Origin of the sequence: Corallococcus exercitus (genome assembly GCF_003611585.1) — a bacterium.
In the GTDB taxonomy this organism is placed as follows: Bacteria; Myxococcota; Myxococcia; order Myxococcales; family Myxococcaceae; genus Corallococcus; species Corallococcus exercitus.
The window spans coordinates 1-16559 of sequence record NZ_RAVW01000210.1 but is presented as its reverse complement, the minus strand read 5'-3'; the positions used below and the strand labels follow the sequence as shown (position 1 = coordinate 16559).

The following is a 16559-nucleotide window of genomic DNA, read 5'->3' as shown; positions in this document are numbered from 1 at the left end:
GCGCCGGGGGCGGGTGGACACGCGAGGGCTGCCGCTGGCGGACGCGAAGGGCATGGGGCTGGTGGACTACGGCGCGCTGACGTTCGGCGGCTGGGACCTGTTCGAGGACGACCTCGCGCACGCGGCGCGCAACCACGCGGTGCTGACGGAAACGCAGCTGGAGGCGGTGGCGCCCACGCTGGGGCGCATGCGGCCCTGGCCCGCGGCCTCCAACGCGAAGTTCTGCAAGAACGTCGTGGGCACCGCGGCGAAGAAGGCGCGCACGCTGCGCGAGCAGGTGCAGGCCATCCGCGAGGACCTCCTCCGCTTCAAGGACCGCGAGAAGCTGGACCGCGTGGTGGTGGTGAACCTGGCCTCCACGGAGAAGAGCGTGGACCTCACCCGTCCGGAGTTCGCCACGCCGGAGGCCTTCGAGAAGGCCCTGGACGCGAACGACCCGGACATCGGCCCCGCGATGCTCTACGCGTACGCGGCCATCGTGGACGGCATCCCGTTCGCCAACTTCACGCCCAGCGTCGCCGCGGACGTGCCCGCGCTGCTCATGCTCGCGAAGCGCACCGGCGCCCCTGTCGCCGGCAAGGACGGCAAGACGGGGCAGACGCTGCTCAAGACGGTGCTCGCGCCCGCGCTGCGCGACCGCGCGCTGCACGTGGACGGCTGGTACTCCACCAACATCCTGGGCAACCGCGACGGTGAGGCCCTCAACGACCCGGCGTCGAGGCAGAACAAGCTCGACACCAAGGGCGCCGCCCTGGACAGCATCCTTGGCTACAAGGTCCAGGACCACGTCGTCTCCATCCAGTACTACCGCCCGCGCGGGGACAACAAGGAGGCCTGGGACAACATCGACGTGACGGGCTTCCTGGGGCAGCCCATGCAGCTGAAGCTCAACTTCCTCTGCAAGGACTCCATCCTCGCCGCGCCGCTCGTCGTGGAGCTGGCGCGCACGCTGGACCTGGCCAAGCGCCGGGGTGAAGGCGGCGTCATCGACGCGCTGGGCTGCTTCTTCAAGGCCCCCATGTCGCAGGACGGCCAGCCCGTGGAGCACGCCATGCCGGAGCAGCAGCGCCGCCTGATGGCGTGGCTCTCCAAGGGCCACGTGCAGCAGGCGGAGCGCACCCCGGAACGCGTCAGGGGCTGAACTCCATGAACGCACCCGCGCGTGAAGCAACGGCCACCGGCCGTCTGGCGGAGCTCCGCCCGCTCCTCTCGGAGCTGATGGACCTCAAACGCATCCGCACCCCGGACCACCCGGACGGCCTGGCGGCGCACGGCTTCCGTCGCGCGTGGGCGGCCCTGGCGTCCGGCATGGACCCGCGCATCGTGGCGCTGCGGGAGACGGCGCGCGCGGTGGCGGCGGTGCGGCTGGGCGGCCTGGACCTGGACGTCCTCCAGCGCGCGGGACTGTCTCCGCAGGAGGCGATGCGGGTGCTGGGCCGGGGGCTGGAGGCGGTCTCCCGGCCGTTGGATCCACGCCTGCGCGAGCGGCTGTCCGTGGCGCTCGCGCAGACACCGGAGGGGGCCTGTCACGCGCCGCCGCCCCTGTTCGTGGAGCGGCTGGCGCAACAACCCCGCGCCGGGGCCACGTACCCCGGCCGGCCGCGCATCGTCGTCTCCCCTCAAGAGAGCCACGCGGACCACTGCTACGCGGTGGCGGTGGGCGCGGTGCTCGTCGCCCCGTGCTTCGGCGCGTCCCCGGCCCTGCCCTTCGTGGCGGGGCTGTCCCATCACCTCTTCAACGCGGCGCTGCCGGACGCGGGCTACGGCGGCGAGGCGCTGCTGGGCGACCTGCTGGAGCCCGTCATGAAGCGCCTCACGGAGGAGGCCCTGGCCACGCTGCCGGAGCGGCTGGCCGGCGTCGTGCGGCAGGCGCTGGCGCTCACCGGCCACGTGGACTCCGCGGAGGCGCGCGCCTTCAACGCGTCGGACGCGCTGGACCGGGTGCTGGAGCTGGAGGCCCACGCGCGCGCCGCGGGCTTCACGCTGCGCCAGGCGATGGAGGACCTGGAGCTCATCCACCCCGGTCCCCTCCAGGCCTTCGGCAACGGCGTGCTGCGCGAAGCCGGGGTGTGGCCCTGAGCGGGCCCGCGGTGTCCTGAACCTTCCCCTCAATCTTCCGAAGCAGAGGCGGTGATCATGTTCGAGCAGAGGCCGAAGGCCCGCAGGCTGGGCTGGGCGGTGGTGGGCTGTGGCTGGGTGGCGCGGGACTACGTCATCCCCGCGCTCCAGGGCGCGAGCAACGCGCGGCTGGTGGCGCTGTGCGACGCGAACGTGGAGGCGCTGCTGCGCATCCCCGCGGACGACGTCGCCCGGTACACGGCCCTGGGGTCGGTGCTGGCGGACAAGGACGTGGAGGCCGTCTACATCGCCACGCCCAACCACCTGCACGCGGCGATGACGGAGGCGTGCGCGGCGGCGGGCAAGCACGTGCTGTGTGAGAAGCCCATGGCCGTCACGCCCCGGGACGGCCTGCGCATGGTGTCCGCGTGCCAGCGCGCGGGCGTGCACTACGCCACCGCGTTCGACCAGCGCCACCACGCGGCGCACCGCAAGCTGCGCACGATGGTGAAGGAGGGCGTGCTGGGCACCGTCACCCAGGCGCGCATCCACTACGCCTGCTGGCTGCCCGCGGACTGGACGCCGGACAACTGGCGCATCGACCCGGAGCAGGCCGGCGGCGGCGCGATGATCGACCTGGCGCCGCACGGCCTGGACCTGCTGGAGGTGGTGCTGGGTGACGAGTGGGCGTCGCTCACCGCCATGACGCAGCGGCGCGTGCACGACTACGCCGTGGACGACGGCGCTGTGCTGATGGGCCAGTTCAAGAGCGGCACGCTGGGCATGTTGCAGGTGGCCTACAACTGCCCGGACGCGTACCCCCGGCGCACGCTGGAGCTCATCGGCACGAAGGCGCGCGCGCTGGCGTACAAGACCATGGGCCAGACGCCCGGCGGCTCCCTGTCCCTCACCGACGCGAGGACGGGCGAGGAGACGTGGATCCACCTGTCGCCGGAGGAGGACCGCAGCCCCTTCCTCCACCAGGTGGAGACCTTCTCCACGTGCGTGCTGGAGGGCCGTCCGCAGCCGTACGCGCCGGAGCGCGACGTGCGGCTCGTGGGGCTGCTGACGCAGGCGACGCAGGACGGAAAGGCGTATCCGTCATGTCACTGACCCGCTACGCCTGCACGAATTGCGGCACGTGGCAGCCGGGCTTCCCGCGCGAGCAGCCCACGGGCTGCCCCACCTGCCTGGACGTGCGCAACGCGCTGCCGCGCGACGGCTGGGACTTCCAGACGACGGGCCAGGTGTCGGAGCGGCTCGCCACGCGCTGGGAGGAGACGCTGCCCGGCATCTGGGCCTTCTCCTGCACGCCGCCCTTCGGCCTGGGCTCCACGGGGTGGCTGCTGCGCAGGCCGGAGGGCAACGTCGCCTTCGAGGGCGCGCCCTGGTACTCGCGGCCCGCGCTGGAGTTCATTGAAGTCCTGGGCGGCATCCAGGTGCTGTCCGCGTCGCACCCGCACGGCTTCGGGGCGCTGTGGCAGCTGCAGGAGCGCTTCGACCCGCTGCTCGTGCTGCACCGGGACGCCGTCCAGTACAGCAAGGCCTTCCGGGTGCGCTGGCCGGTGGACGACGAGCAGGAGCTGGCCCGGGACCTGACGCTGCACTGCGTGGGCGGCCACTACGAGGGCCAGACGGTGCTGTACGACGCGAGCACCCGCTCGCTGTTCTGCGGCGACGTGCTGAAGGTGGACCTGGACGCGCAGGGCAGGCCCACGGCGCTGTCGTGCCACAAGGGCTTCCACTACGCGATTCCGCTGAGCCACGGCGAGCTGCGCCGCTACCGCGCGGTGCTCAAGCAGCTCCCGTTCGAGAACGTCTTCACCCCGTTCGAGTTCGCCCGCGGCGTCACCCGCGAGCACGCGCTGGCGCTGTTCGACCGGCTGCTCGCGGGCATGCCGCACACCCGTCCCCTGCCCTTGGAGGAACTGTCATGACCATTGCCCGAGCCCTGGATGCCTACCACCGCGCCGTGTCCACCGGCGCCCTGCAGATGTTCCGCATCGACCCCATCGACCGGCTGGGGATCCCCGTGGCCTCCGCCAGCCTGCGGCTGGGCGACGGTCCGGGCGCGGTGCTGCACGGCAACGGCTACGGCCGCACGGACGAGGAGGCGCGCGTGGGCGCGCTGGGTGAGCTGGTGGAGGAGACCTTCTGCGAGTACGCGATGAAGGTGATGCCGCGCGTGCACGGCAGCCACGCGGCGCTGGTGCGCGCCCGGGGCCCCACGGCGGTGGTGGATCCGCTCACGCTGGGGCTGCCCGCGGGCAGTCCGTATACGCCCGACCTGCCGCGGGTCTGGGTGGAGGTGCAGCGGCTGGCCACCGGGGAGCGGGTGCTGGTGCCGGAGGAGTACGTCGCCATCCACCCCGGGCAGTTGCAGGGGAAGGCGCCGCTCATCACGCCCATCACCAATGGCCAGGGCGCGGGCCTGACGCGGCCCCAGGCGCTGGCGCACGGGCTGCTGGAGCTGCTCCAGCGCGACGGCAACGGCCTCATGTACCGCGCCATGGACCAGGGCGTGGTGCTGGACCTGGAGGGCGCGGACCTGGCGCCGGACGTGCGCGAGCTCCTGGAGCGCTACCGCCGGGCGGGCGTGGAGGTGATGGCGAAGCTGGCCAGCACGGACTTCGGCATGGTGAACCTGTACGTGGTGGGCCGCGACCTGTCCGTGGGGGACCAGCCCCTGATGGTGACGGCGTGCGGTGAGGCGGCGGACCCGGACCGGGACCGGGCGCTGCGCAAGGCACTGCTGGAGTACGCCTGCTCCCGCGCGCGCAAGGCGTTCATGCACGGGCCGCTGAGCGAGGTGGCCCGGGTCGCGACGCCGGAATACATGGACCGCTTCGTGCCGCAGGTGGACCTGGACGCGGAGGAGCCGCGCGCGCTGAACGCGATGGTGGAGTGGGCGCGGATGCCGGCCGCGGCGCTGCGTGAACTGACGGCGTGCACGCTGATGGTCCGCAAGAAGGTGCGCTTCGAGGACCTGCCCCGCTCGCCCGTGGTGGAGGACCCGTCGCTGCGGTGCGACCACGTGGTGCGGCAGCTGCACGCGGCGGGCTTCGACATCCTGGTCGCGGACCTGTCGCCGCCGGGCCGCCAGGTGCACGTGGTGAAGGCGCTGGTGCCGGGGCTGGAAGTGGAGACGATGACGTACTACCGCGTGGGCGAGCGCAACGTGGCGCGGCTGCTGGAACGCAGGGACTCGCTGGTGGGCTTCGGGGCGCCGCCGCCGGGAGCGCAGCCGGTGCGGCTGACCCCGGAGGCCGAGGAGCGGCTGGGCGGACCGGTCTGGTTCAACGTGCGGCTGGCGGAGGCGCGCGTGGGGCGGCTGTACGCGCTCTACCGGGAGCCGGACCGCCACGCGGTGCCGAAGGTGCTCGCCAGCCGTCGCTTCGGGGGGCAGTGAGCCATGGCGCTGCGCTTCGCGTACAACACCAACGGCGTGTCCAACCACCGCTTCGAGGACGCGCTCGGCCTCATCGCGGACAGCGGCTACGACGGCGTGGCCCTGACGCTGGACCACCACCACTTCGACCCGTTCGCGCCGGACTTCGAGCGGCGCACGGAGCAGCTGGCCGCGCGGCTGGAGCGGCTGGGCCTGGGGCTGGTGGTGGAGACGGGTGCGCGCTTCCTCCTGGACCCACGCCAGAAGCACGAACCCACGCTCATCACCCCGGACGCGCAGGGCCGCGCGCGGCGGCTGGAGTTCCTGAAGCGCGCGGTGGACGTGTGCGCGACGTGCCGGGGAGAGGCGGTGTCCTTCTGGGCGGGCGTGCCCCGCCCGGGCGTGACGGAGCAGGCCGCGTGGCCCTGGCTGGTGGACGGGGTGGCGCGGCTCTCCGAGTACGCGGCGGCGCACGGCGTGGTGCTGGCGGTGGAGCCGGAGCCGGGGATGCTGGTGGAGACGGTGGACGCCTGGCGCCGGTTGCAGGCCCGGGTGCCCGGGGTGCGTCTGGCGTTGGACGTGGGGCACCTGCTGGTGACGCAGGAGCGGACGCCCGCGGAGGCGGTGCGCGAGTTCGCCCAGGTGCTGGGCACGGTGGCGCTGGAGGACATGAAGCGCGGCGTGCATGAGCACCTGCCGTTTGGTGAAGGGGACGTGGACGTGCCGTCGGTCCTGCGCGAGCTGACGCGGGCGGGCTACGACCGGCTGGTGTGCGTGGAGCTGTCCCGGGACGCGCACCGGGCGCACGAGCTGGTGCCCCGCGCGCTGGAGTGGCTGAGGGAGCGCCTGCCGACGGGCGCGGAGGTGGCGGCGTGAACAGCGTGAACGGGCTGCGGATCTGCTTCATCTCCCGGCGCTTCTTCCCGGCCATCTCCGGGATGAGCGTCTATGCGCTGAACTTGGTGCGGGAGCTGGTGGCCTGCGGGCACGACGTGACGATGGTGAGCCAGTACCGCAACGACCCGGCCGGCATGGCGGTGTACGGGGGCGGGCCGCCGCCGGGCATCCCGGGCGCGCACGTGCTGGGCTGCGAGTCGCGCGGCGAGCAGCGCATCAACCAGGGCCAGCCGGCGAGCTTCGAGCAGGACCTGGATGCCTTGGTGGACACGGTGGTCCGCGAGCACCGGCGCCGACCCTTCGACCTCATCCATGCGCAGTATGGCTATCCGTGCGGCCTGGCGGCGCTGGAGGCGGCGAGGCGGCTGGGATTGCCCAACGTCGTCTCCATCCAGGGAGGGGACGGGCACTGGGTGGGCACGTGCTGCGGGACGCACAAGCAGGCGATGCTCGCGGTGCTGGGCCACGCGGGGGCGCTGCTGATTGGAAGCAGGTCCTTCGCGGAGGAGGTGCGGGGGCACCACGGGACGCCGCTGGAGCGGTTCACCATCGTGCCCGGCGCCACGGACACGCAGCGCTTCCACCCGAGGAACGAGTCGGCGCTGGGGGAGACGCGGGACGTGCCGGTGTGGCTGTACCACGGCCGGGTGGACGCGCGGAAAGGCGTGATGGAGCTGCTGGAGGCGGTGCGGCGGCTGGTGGCGGACGGGCGGACGTTCAAGCTGCGCGTGTCTGGGATTGGGCCGGACGTGGAGGCGGTGCGCGCCAGGGTGGAGGCGGAGGGGCTCCAGGGCGTGGTGGAGCTGACAGGGGTGTCCAGCTACGCGGAGGCGCCGGACCTGTACCGGAGTGGGGACCTGTTCGTGTCGCCCACGTATTCGGAAGGGTTCTCCAACACGCTACTGGAGGCGATGGCGTCCGGGCTGCCCATCGTGTCCACGCGGGCGGTGGGCGTGGTGGACTGCCTGGAGGATGGGAGGGACGGGCTGCTGGTGCCGCCGCGGGACAGCGTCGCGCTGGCGGAGGCGATGGGCCGGCTGATGGACGACGCGCCGTTGCGCAAGCGGCTGGCGGCCACGGCGCTGCGCGAGGTGCGGGAGCTGTATTCGTGGCGGGCGGTGGGGCGGAGGATTCAGGGCGTGTACACGGGGCTGACGGGCACGCGGCCGGACACGCGCTGGACGCACCTGTACGACCCGGCGACGACGGAGGCGAGCGCGGATCCCACCTGCCGGTTCCGGTCGGCGCCGCACCTCCTATGAGCACGGCCCTGTTCGTATCGCCGCACCTGGACGACGTGGCCTTCTCCTGCGGCGGCACGTTGGCGGCATTGAAGGCGAAGGGGTGGACGGTGGCGCTCGCCACTGTCTTCACGCGGTCGGTGCCGGAGCCGAGGGGCTTCGCGCTGCAATGTCAGACATCGAAGGGGCTGGGGCCGGAGGTGGACTACATGGCCCTGAGGCGCAAGGAGGACCGGGCCTTCGCGGCCTGCATGGGCGTGGACCACGTGACCTGGGGGAACCTGGAGGAAGCGCCGCACCGGGGCTACGGGAGCCCGGAGGCGCTGTTCCAGCCACCGCGACCGGATGACGTCATCGAAGCAAAGGTGGCGGCCTGTCTGAAGCCGGTGTTGGGGGAGCTGAAGCCGGACCGGATCTTCGTGCCCCAGGCGCTAGGGAGCCACGTGGACCACGTGCAGGTGGTGCGAGCCGTGAAGGGGCTGGGCCTGCCCACGAACCGCGTCCTCTACTACCGGGACACGCCCTACGCCGTGCGCCAGCCGAAGGCCTGTCCCGACGCGGCCGTGCCCCAGGGCCTGCGCCCATGGGCGGTGGACATCACGGAGCACCTGGCGAAGAAGGTGGAGGGCTGCGTCCGCTACGGCACGCAGCTGGCGTTCCAGTTCGGCGGAGTGGACGGCCTGGCGAGGACGCTCACGGCGTTCCACCGGATGGAGGCGCAGGCACGCGGTCAGCAGGGGGCGGCGGAGGTGTTCCTGGCGGAGGGGGTCAGCTGAGTGACCGCAAGGGATGCAGCAGGCCCGCCGCGCCGAGCACCTGTTGAACCTGGGAAGCCAGCGCGACGTGGTCCGGATTCGTCACGGTGAAGCGTTCCGGGGTGAGGACCACCAGGGTGCCCAGTTCTCCCACGGGCTCAACGCGCACAGGAGCGGGGAGCGGCGGCACAGGGCCTCTCTGGCGGGAGAAGTACATGACCCAGCCAGGAAGGGTCCCTATCTTGGTCCGCGAGGACATGCTCACGAGGTGATCACTCGAAGTGGCGAGACCAACCTCTGGCTCCCAGATGTGCGCCATCTCCCGAACCACCTGGGAAAGCATGGTCGCGGTCAGGATGCGTTCTGAGAGCGGACCTTGCTCAGGCGGAGACAGGACACAGGAGGAGGGGGTCCACGGATCCGCGGAGCCACATGTCCCGGAAACTTTTGATACTTCATCGGGTCGGGTGCCCGCCCAGAGCCAATACTGGAAGGCATCCCCGAGCTGGCAGTCCTTCCTGTTGAAGTGCTTGCGCAGCGAATCCACGTCCGTGGCGACCTGCTTTCGAGCTGCTTCCTCGAAGGATTTCGCCGTTTCGCACCAGCGGTTCCAGGTCGGCTCGATGCGGCCCAGGAACTGGAAGAACGCCGAGGCACGCCGAGCACATTGCTCAACGGATTCACTGCGTCCCTTCCAGTAAGCACCTGCGAAATAGGACTCTGTCATGGGGTGACGACCTTGGCTGGCCGCAGGACGACTTCGATCTCGATGAGTTCCTGGGCGAACATCCTCCTGAGCACCAACGCGAACCGCTCCTCCGCGACAATCCAGCGCACAGGAGTATCCCTGGCCAAACGCAACTGACGACTTGCCTGTTGTAGCAGGCTCTTGTCGCCCTTGAAGTACGACTTGAAGCCTGTCACCTCATCAAGGAACTTCTCATATCCAGGGCCCTTGGTCTCCAGCAGCACGTTCTCATCCAGGTCATAGCCGTCGAAGTCGACCTCTTCGTCCCCTCGCTTGACCCGGTACGCGGAGCCCTTCGGCGCTCCCGTCACCTGGGCCTGATAGTCGCGGGCGCGGTCCGACATCGACTCCTTCACCTGCACCCATTTGCCCGGGCCTCCTGGACTGCTCGGAGGCGGTGGGCCCACCGTGGCCATGGCCACCGTCGTGGACGCGAGCGTCACCTCCACCACTCCGCCCACCACCGCCACCGCGCTCACGTCCAGCACGTGCGCCACGCTGAAGCCTGCCTGCGCCGTGCCCAGCCGCACCGCGTCCGGGAAGCCCGGCATCAACGTGAGCGCCGACGACAGCCCCACCGTCACGCCGTGACTCACCAGCATCGTCACCGCGAGCACGAAGATGCGTGCCACCTCTGGTCCCAATGCCTGCGCGAAGACCTCCGCAGCCTCCTCCAGTTCCTGGAACGTCGTCGCCCGGTCCGTCGCCGCCTTCAGCGCGCCGCACGCCCGCACCACCGTGAGGAACGACTGCACGCCCACGTACGCCAGGAACACGGCGGCAATCACCGCGGCGGCCTTCGTAAACACGGGCTCCGGCGCCGCCGCCAGCACCACCCAGGAGGCAATCGCTCCCGACACCACGGACACGAAGAACGCCGGGTTCACCGTGTCCCCCAGCGCGTCCCCAATGCTCGCGCGCAGCGGCTCCAACGACATGCCCACCGCGAGCGTCAGCCGGTCCAGTTCGCCGAAGCCCGCCCCGTCCTCCAGCAGGGACAGACAATCCCCCGGAGCCTCATGCGCCCGGCACCACCGTCCGTACCGCTCCCGCAGCAAGAACCCGAGCCCCCGGTCCAGCTCCGCGCCCTTCCTCGCCACCGCGCGCACCACCCTCGGTGAGCGCACCGTCAGCGGCACCTCCAGCACCAGTCGCGTCAGCGCCTCCTCGAACTCACGCGCGCTGACCGGCACCCGCCGGTCCCACGTCGCCGGGACATACGTCCGCGTCTCCCGCTCCGTGCGCAGCCGCACCGTGGGTCCGCTGGCGCACCCCATCCAGAACACCCACAGCATCAACCAGCAGCCAGCCCGTCCCCACCGTTTCTCACCGCCAACCCACGGGCCACTCCCGAGCGGCGCCGCGGAGGTCGTCCTGACGGCGGGGGCCAAATGAGTCATCACAAGTCCCGCAGTAAACCGGCTGCATCGAGCACCTGGTGGACCTCCGTGGCCAGCCGGACGTGTTCCGGGTTCGTCACCGTGAACCGTTCCTCCGTGAGGATGACCAGGGTTCCCAGGTCGTCCACGGGCTCGACGCGCACAGGGGCGGGGAGCGGCGGAACGTCGCCCCATTGCCGGGAGAAGTAGGTCATCCAGCCCACGAAGGTGCCTACGTCCCCGGAGGAAGGCGACACCTCGTCCCGGTACTGCTGGGAGGCAACGACTCCCCATGCTGGCTCCCAACTGCGTACCGCGGAGAGGAGCACCTCGCGCAACACAGGTGCGGTCAATACGCGTTCAGCCACTTCACCGCGATGAGGGGGATCGACGACACACACCGAAGTCGGCACAGCATCCGCGGAGCCGCAGAAGCCATTGACCGCAATTGCTTCGTCCCGGGACGGTCCCCCCGTCCACAACCAGTAGCTGAAGCCGTCGCCTATGCGGTTCTTCTTTCGAGCAAACAGCTCCAAGAAGGAGGCTTGGTGGGTTTGAAACCAGCGTGACTGGGCCTTCTTGGAGGTCCGCCCGGTCGCGTTCCACTGGCGCCACGTCGGTTCAAGGTGGCCCAGGCTTTCAAACAATCTTTCCGCTCTGCGGGCACAAGACGCGTCGGACTCGTGCCGCGCCACCCAGTAAGCCCCGACGTAGTACCTGTCCGACATTTGATCCGGGATGCTCATTGCGAGGGAGGAAGGAAACGCACTTCCACCTTAACGCCTTGGCCCTTGAACAACACACGCAATGCGGCTGCGAATCTCTCCTCGGCAACCACCCATCGAACGGGTGTACCGCCGGCTACCCTGAACTGCCGCTGTGCCTGCTCCACCAGGGGAGCAGCACCCTCGAAGAACTCCTTCGCACTGAGATCTTTTCCGAAAAACTTCTCGTAACCGAGGCCCTTGGCGTCCAGCAGAACATTCTCCTCCAGGTCATAACCGTCGAAATCGACCTCCTCGTCTCCTCGCTTGACGCGGTACGCGGAGCCCTTCGGCGCGCCCGTCACCTGGGCCTGATAGTCGCGGGCCCGGTCAGACATCGACTCATTCACCTGCACCCATTTGCCCGGGCCTCCTGGACTGCTCGGGAGCGGTGGGCCCACCGTGGCCATGGCCACCGCCGTGGACGCGAGCGTCACCTCCACCACTCCGTCCACCACCGCCACCGCGCTCACATCCAGCACGCGCGCCACGCTGAAGCCCGCCTGCGTCGTGCCCAGCCGCACCGCGTCCGGGAAGCCCGGCATCAACGTGAGCGCGGATGACAGCCCCACCGTCACGCCGTGACTCACCAGCACCGTCACCGCGAGCACGAAGATGCGCGCCACCTCCGGCCCCAGGGCCTGCGCGAAGACTTCCGCCGCCTCCTCCAACTCCTGGAACGTCTGTGCCCTGTCCGTTGCCGCCTTCAGCGCACCGCACGCCCGCACCACCGCGAGGAACGACTGCACGCCCACGTACGCCAGGAACACGGCGGCAATCACCGCGGCGGCCTTCGTAAACACGGGCTCCGGCGCCGCCGCCAGCACCACCCAGGAGGCAATCGCTCCCGACACCACGGACACGAAGAACGCCGGGTTCACCGTGTCCCCCAGCGCGTCCCCAATGCTCGCGCGCAGCGGCTCCAACGACATGCCCACCGCGAGCGTCAGCCGGTCCAGTTCGCCGAAGCCCGCCCCGTCCTCCAGCAGGGACAGACAATCCCCCGGAGCCTCATGCGCCCGGCACCACCGTCCGTACCGCTCCCGCAGCAAGAACCCGAGCCCCCGGTCCAGCTCCGCGCCCTTCCTCGCCACCGCGCGCACCACCCTCGGTGAGCGCACCGTCAGCGGCACGTCCAGCACCAGCCGCGTCAGCGCCTCCTCGAACTCCCGAGCGCTGACCGGCACCCGGCGGTCCCACGTCGCCGGGACATACGTCCGCGTCCCCTCCTGCGTGCGCAGCCGCACCGTGGGTCCGCTGGCGCACCCCGCCCAGAACACCAGCAACAGCGGCCAGCAAACAGTCCGACTCCACGGTTTCGCATCCAAACCCGTCTCCAGCCCACGGCGTAACGTCACCCTGCTAGGCTTGTTATTCCTTAAATGCCAACAAGGCAGGGAGTGACAATGCGCATCCAATCCATCCTGAGCGGTGTGGTGCTGACGGCGGGCCTGATGCTCGCGGGCTGTGGCGGTGTGGAGCCCACCGAGGAGGCGCGACAGCCGGACCTCGCCACGCGCAAGGACCAGCTCCCCCCCTGCAGCGGGACCGAACAGTACAGCCGCGTGTTCTACAGCGACCCCGGGTTCACCAATGAAGTGGGCCGTTGGAGGTGTTACTGCGGCGAGGGCAGTGCCTGGGTCTCCGGCCAGTGGCAGGGCGCGCCCTACTCCCGCGAAGAAGACGTGCTGGAGTGCTACTGAGGTTCCTGCCCCACGGCTAGACTGCCCCGAGGATCGCGAATGTCTCCCCGGTCCTCGGAGCCAGGATGACGTCGATTTCGGATGAGACCCATGAGCGCATCACCGACCTCTGCGCCCAGGGAGACGCGGCCGCCGGCGACGACGACTTCGAACAGGCCTTGAAACACTTCAAGGCCGCCCTCGCCTTGATTCCGGAACCCACCCGCGACCATCCGCAGAACACCTGGGTGCGCGCCGCCATCGGCGACATGTACTTCCAGCTCGAACGCTTCGAGGACTGCTTCAAGCACTTCGTGGAAGCCGTCCACTCCCCGGATGGGCTCGGCAATCCCTTCATCCACCTGCGGCTCGGCCAGAGCGCCCTGGAGCTGGGAGACGAAGCCCGCGCGGCCGACGAGCTGGCCCGCGCCTTCATGGGCGGAGGCGAAGAGCTCTTCGACGGCGACGACGCGAAGTACCTGGAGTTCATCCAGTCCCGCCTGCGTCCACCCGAGGACGCCTGAGGGACTCGGGAATCCGAGCGCTGGCCCTCCCGCACGACCTGGCGCCTCACGCACGTGAGGCATGCACACCCTGAGGCGTGAAGTCGCTCTCATGCGGAGGCGCCAATGACACGCCAGCAGCCAGACCCCACGACGAGCCCAGCCAGGGCGCCAGGCGCCATCCGGCCCTTCTTCCCGGAGGGCTTCCGCGAAGGCGACGAGGACGTCAACGGCACGCGGATCCACTTCGTCATCGGCGGCAAGGGCAGCCCCGTGCTCCTCCTGCACGGCTACACGCAGACGCACCTCATGTGGTGGCGCCTGGCGCCGGAGCTCGCGAAGCAGCACACCGTGCTCATCCCGGACCTGCGCGGCGCTGGCGCGTCGGCCGCCCCCGCGAAGGGCTACGACAAGGAGACGATGGCCCGCGACATGCGGGCCCTGGTGAAGAAGCTCGGCTTCGACAAGGTCTCCGTCGTGGGCCATGACATCGGCCTGATGGTCGCCTATGCCTACGCCGGCCTGTTCCCCGACGAGGTCGAACGCCTGGCCCTCCTGGACGCGTTCCTCCCGGGAATCGAGCCCTGGTCCGACCAGGTCATGAGCAGCCTGCAGGTGTGGCACTTCACCTTCAACGGCCCCACCGCGGAGAAGCTGGTGCAGGGACGTGAGCGCATCTACTTCGACCATTTCTGGACCGACTTCGCCGCCAACCCCCAGGCGATCGGCGAAGCGGAGCGGCAGGCATACACGGAGGCCTACGCGGCCCCGGGCCGGCTCCACTCGACATGGGGCTACTTCCAGGCGTTGGACCAGGACAAGAAGGACTTCCGCGAGCTGGCCCGGAACAAGCTCCCCATGCCCGTGATGGTGATTGGTGGAGACAAGTCCATGGGCGAACCCCTCGTCGCACAGGCGCGTGCGGTGGCGGCCCAGGTCGAGCCCCACATCCTCCGGGACACCGGCCACTGGGTGACCGAGGAGCGCCCGGAAGAGGTCCGCCAGTTGCTCGGCGACTTCCTCCGGGCCTGACGCCCACCCGCTACGCCCCAAAGCCTCCCAGCGCCGTGCGGCTGAAGCTGGCCGCGCCCTGGCTCACGCGCACGGCGGACTGGCTGAACACCTGGAACGCGGCGCGGATCTCCTGGGCGCTCTGCCCCGGCGTGAGAATCCACCGGTCCGCGATGCCCATGTCCTGGAACACGCGCCGGAAGTCCGTCACGCCGTCATCGATGCCCATCGCCGCGACGATGTGGTTCTCCACCCGGTGCAGGTCCTTCACCAGCGCCGCCACGTCCTTCGCCCGCGCCTTCTGGGAGCCCGCGTCCGCGCCGTCGGTGATGAGCAGCGTCACCGTGCGCACCGGAACGCCGTTGCCGCTGAACTCCTGCGCCTTCGCCAGCACCGTGCCCAGCAGCACCACCGCCTGGTCGTACAGCGGCGTCCCCAGGTCCGCCGAGTAGTTCCCCGAGTGCATCCGCACCACGTCCTCCAGCGGCCGGAAGGGATTGAGCACGTGCCCGTTCAGGTAGCGGGTGTGGAACAGCACGCCGTCCTTCTGCTGGCTCGCCAGGAGCGCATCCAGCACCAGGTTGTGCCCGTCGCACACCGTCTTCGTGTGCCCCGCGTGCGAGATGCTCCCAGAGTCATCCGGCATCACCGTCACCAGCACCACCTCGCTGGCCTGCACGTCGTCCACGTGGATGCCCAGGCCCGCTTGGATCTGCGCTCCCAGGTCCACCACCGTGAGCGTCTGCAACCCCGCGGGGCTGAGGATGCCCTCCGCGTGCGCGTCCTCGAAGAGCTTCGTGACACCCGTCCCGTTCGCCTTGCTCATGTCCGTGTCTCCCCTCGTGTCAGTGCCAATGTCAGACGTCACGCCAGATGCAGGTCCGGCCAGCTCGCCAGCGGATCCGTCGACTTCACCAGGTGCATGCCCGCGTCCGCGAAGCGCTTGAGCGCCGCGTCCGCCTGCGGCGTGAAGTCCGCCGCGAAGCCGCCCTTGCCGTCCGGCACCGTCACCGACGACATGCAGTCCGTCAGCAGGTACACCTTGCGAGCCAGCGCCGCGTCCTGCGCGACAATCTCTCCCAGCAGGTCGTCGATGCTGCTCTTCACGCAGTGGCTGGCGGCCTGCCCGCCAATCACCACCGCGTCCGACGTGAGCAGCGTCTTCAAGAACTGCGTGTTGCGCTGCGCGAGCGGCTGGCCGTCATGCCGCATCAGCACCTCCGGCCGCATCACCGAGTAGTTCTCCGTCAGCGGGTTGCCGCCCTTCACCTCCACCCACGACTGCATGCCGCGCGCGTACGAGTGGAACAGCCGCGCCTCCTGCACCACGCCCGACAGCGCGTGCCCGTCGCTGCCCAGCAGGCAGTGCGGCGGCCACAGGTAGAGCGTGTACTTCCCCGCGCGTTCCAGCTCCTCGCAGTAGAACTTCACCTGCTTGAGCAGCCACGGGTAGTTGCCGCCGCAAAGCCACTTCGCCATGGCCGGGTTCGGCCGTGCCTGGCCGCGTTCAATCTGCTCGCGCGTCACTTCGCGGTACGGCTGGAGCGGCTGGTCGTCCTGGTCCACCCAGAACGACGGGAAGAAGATCTGGTAGGCGAAGTGCGTGTCCAGCGTCGCGGTGACGTTCGTCAGCGTGCCCAGGTTCCGGTAGATGAACTCCGCGATGCGGCGGTTGTCGTCGATGGCGCCCCGGCCGCTGCGCCCCGCCACGTAAAGCGAGCCGTCCGGGAAGCAGAAGTCCTTCTGCACGTCGATGAGCAGCAGGTGCAGGTTGAAGCGGTCCGTGGCCGCCGCCGTCACGCCCTGCGCCGCCTTCCACGCCCCGGCCTCCCGCTGGAGCTTCCCGGCGTTCGGGCCGTAGCCGTACTCCGCCGCGTGGTTGGCATTGTAGAACCCGGGCAGCGGCAGTTCCTTCGCATTTGCCTTCGTCATGTCCAGCCCCCTCTGTCTGTGTTTCAGTTCATCCGCAACACGGTGAGGTCCTGAGCCCCCACCACCGTCAATCCCTCACGCGACAGCAGCAGCCCCCGGCCCGCGTCCACGAACGGCTCCGCATCCGGGAACTCGCGCACCGCCTCCAGCCGTCCCTGCCGGTGCTCCACGCGCGTCAGCCCCGCGTCCGTGGCGCAGAAG

17 protein-coding genes are annotated in these 16559 nt (G+C 70.0%); 11 read left to right on the top strand and 6 right to left on the bottom strand.

Annotated features, from left to right (window positions below; genetic code table 11):
* From D7W79_RS24205 to D7W79_RS24170, 8 genes are all read left to right on the top strand, one after another.
* A partial coding sequence (locus tag D7W79_RS24205; protein WP_120527763.1) for an inositol-3-phosphate synthase occupies positions 1-1141 on the top strand: 1141 nt, incomplete at its 5' end.
* Positions 1142-1146: 5 nt separating this feature from the next.
* The gene (locus D7W79_RS24200) at positions 1147-2079 is read left to right on the top strand and encodes a hypothetical protein (RefSeq protein ID WP_120527758.1); all 933 of its coding nucleotides are present in this window, start codon (positions 1147-1149) and stop codon (positions 2077-2079) included.
* Between the two features lie 57 nt (positions 2080-2136).
* The gene (locus tag D7W79_RS24195; RefSeq protein ID WP_120527762.1) at positions 2137-3171 is read left to right on the top strand and encodes a Gfo/Idh/MocA family protein; all 1035 of its coding nucleotides are present in this window, start codon (positions 2137-2139) and stop codon (positions 3169-3171) included.
* Positions 3162-3995 carry an MBL fold metallo-hydrolase gene (locus D7W79_RS24190; protein WP_120527757.1) on the top strand — a complete coding sequence of 278 codons (834 nt, stop codon included), beginning with the start codon at positions 3162-3164 and terminating at the stop codon, positions 3993-3995. Before D7W79_RS24195 ends, D7W79_RS24190 begins: the two co-directional genes overlap by 10 nt.
* Positions 3992-5467 carry a YcaO-like family protein gene (locus D7W79_RS24185; protein ID WP_120527756.1) on the top strand — a complete coding sequence of 492 codons (1476 nt, stop codon included), beginning with the start codon at positions 3992-3994 and terminating at the stop codon, positions 5465-5467. Before D7W79_RS24190 ends, D7W79_RS24185 begins: the two co-directional genes overlap by 4 nt.
* Positions 5468-5470: 3 nt before the next feature.
* The gene (locus tag D7W79_RS24180; RefSeq protein WP_120527755.1) at positions 5471-6322 is read left to right on the top strand and encodes a sugar phosphate isomerase/epimerase family protein; all 852 of its coding nucleotides are present in this window, start codon (positions 5471-5473) and stop codon (positions 6320-6322) included.
* A complete protein-coding gene (locus D7W79_RS24175) occupies positions 6319-7605 on the top strand; it encodes a glycosyltransferase family 4 protein (RefSeq protein WP_208729823.1) in 1287 nt (428 codons plus the stop codon). The genes D7W79_RS24180 and D7W79_RS24175 overlap by 4 nt, the downstream gene beginning before the upstream one ends.
* Entirely contained in the window at positions 7602-8360 is a 759-nt protein-coding gene (locus D7W79_RS24170) for a PIG-L deacetylase family protein (RefSeq protein WP_120527754.1), read from the top strand. Before D7W79_RS24175 ends, D7W79_RS24170 begins: the two co-directional genes overlap by 4 nt.
* On the opposite strand, the gene D7W79_RS24165 is transcribed toward D7W79_RS24170, so the two are convergent.
* From D7W79_RS24165 to D7W79_RS45820, 4 genes are all read right to left on the bottom strand, one after another.
* Positions 8353-9066 carry an immunity 52 family protein gene (locus D7W79_RS24165; protein WP_120527753.1) on the bottom strand — a complete coding sequence of 238 codons (714 nt, stop codon included), beginning with the start codon at positions 9064-9066 and terminating at the stop codon, positions 8353-8355. The genes D7W79_RS24170 and D7W79_RS24165 overlap by 8 nt on opposite strands.
* The gene (locus tag D7W79_RS24160) at positions 9063-10382 is read right to left on the bottom strand and encodes a restriction endonuclease fold toxin 5 domain-containing protein (protein WP_120527752.1); all 1320 of its coding nucleotides are present in this window, start codon (positions 10380-10382) and stop codon (positions 9063-9065) included. The genes D7W79_RS24165 and D7W79_RS24160 overlap by 4 nt, the downstream gene beginning before the upstream one ends.
* A gap of 104 nt (positions 10383-10486) precedes the next feature.
* Entirely contained in the window at positions 10487-11212 is a 726-nt protein-coding gene (locus D7W79_RS24155) for an immunity 52 family protein (RefSeq protein WP_171437308.1), read from the bottom strand.
* Positions 11209-12558: a restriction endonuclease fold toxin 5 domain-containing protein gene (locus D7W79_RS45820; protein ID WP_439099224.1), complete on the bottom strand. Its 1350-nt coding sequence runs from the start codon at positions 12556-12558 to the stop codon at positions 11209-11211. The genes D7W79_RS24155 and D7W79_RS45820 overlap by 4 nt, the downstream gene beginning before the upstream one ends.
* 78 nt (positions 12559-12636) lie before the next feature.
* On the opposite strand from D7W79_RS45820, the gene D7W79_RS24145 reads away from it, so the two are divergent.
* From D7W79_RS24145 to D7W79_RS24135, 3 genes are all read left to right on the top strand, one after another.
* A complete protein-coding gene (locus D7W79_RS24145) occupies positions 12637-12933 on the top strand; it encodes a hypothetical protein (protein WP_120527751.1) in 297 nt (98 codons plus the stop codon).
* Between the two features lie 65 nt (positions 12934-12998).
* Positions 12999-13436: a tetratricopeptide repeat protein gene (locus D7W79_RS24140; RefSeq protein WP_120527750.1), complete on the top strand. Its 438-nt coding sequence runs from the start codon at positions 12999-13001 to the stop codon at positions 13434-13436.
* 105 nt (positions 13437-13541) lie between these two features.
* Positions 13542-14447 carry an alpha/beta fold hydrolase gene (locus tag D7W79_RS24135; RefSeq protein WP_120527749.1) on the top strand — a complete coding sequence of 302 codons (906 nt, stop codon included), beginning with the start codon at positions 13542-13544 and terminating at the stop codon, positions 14445-14447.
* Positions 14448-14457: 10 nt separating this feature from the next.
* On the opposite strand, the gene D7W79_RS24130 is transcribed toward D7W79_RS24135, so the two are convergent.
* Positions 14458-15252, bottom strand: a complete 795-nt coding sequence (locus tag D7W79_RS24130; RefSeq protein ID WP_120527748.1) for a hypothetical protein — start codon at positions 15250-15252, stop codon at positions 14458-14460.
* Between the two features lie 38 nt (positions 15253-15290).
* On the bottom strand, positions 15291-16358 hold the full coding sequence (locus D7W79_RS24125) for a cysteine hydrolase family protein (protein ID WP_120527747.1): 1068 nt from the start codon (positions 16356-16358) through the stop codon (positions 15291-15293).
* Between the last annotated feature and the right edge of the window lie 201 nt (positions 16359-16559).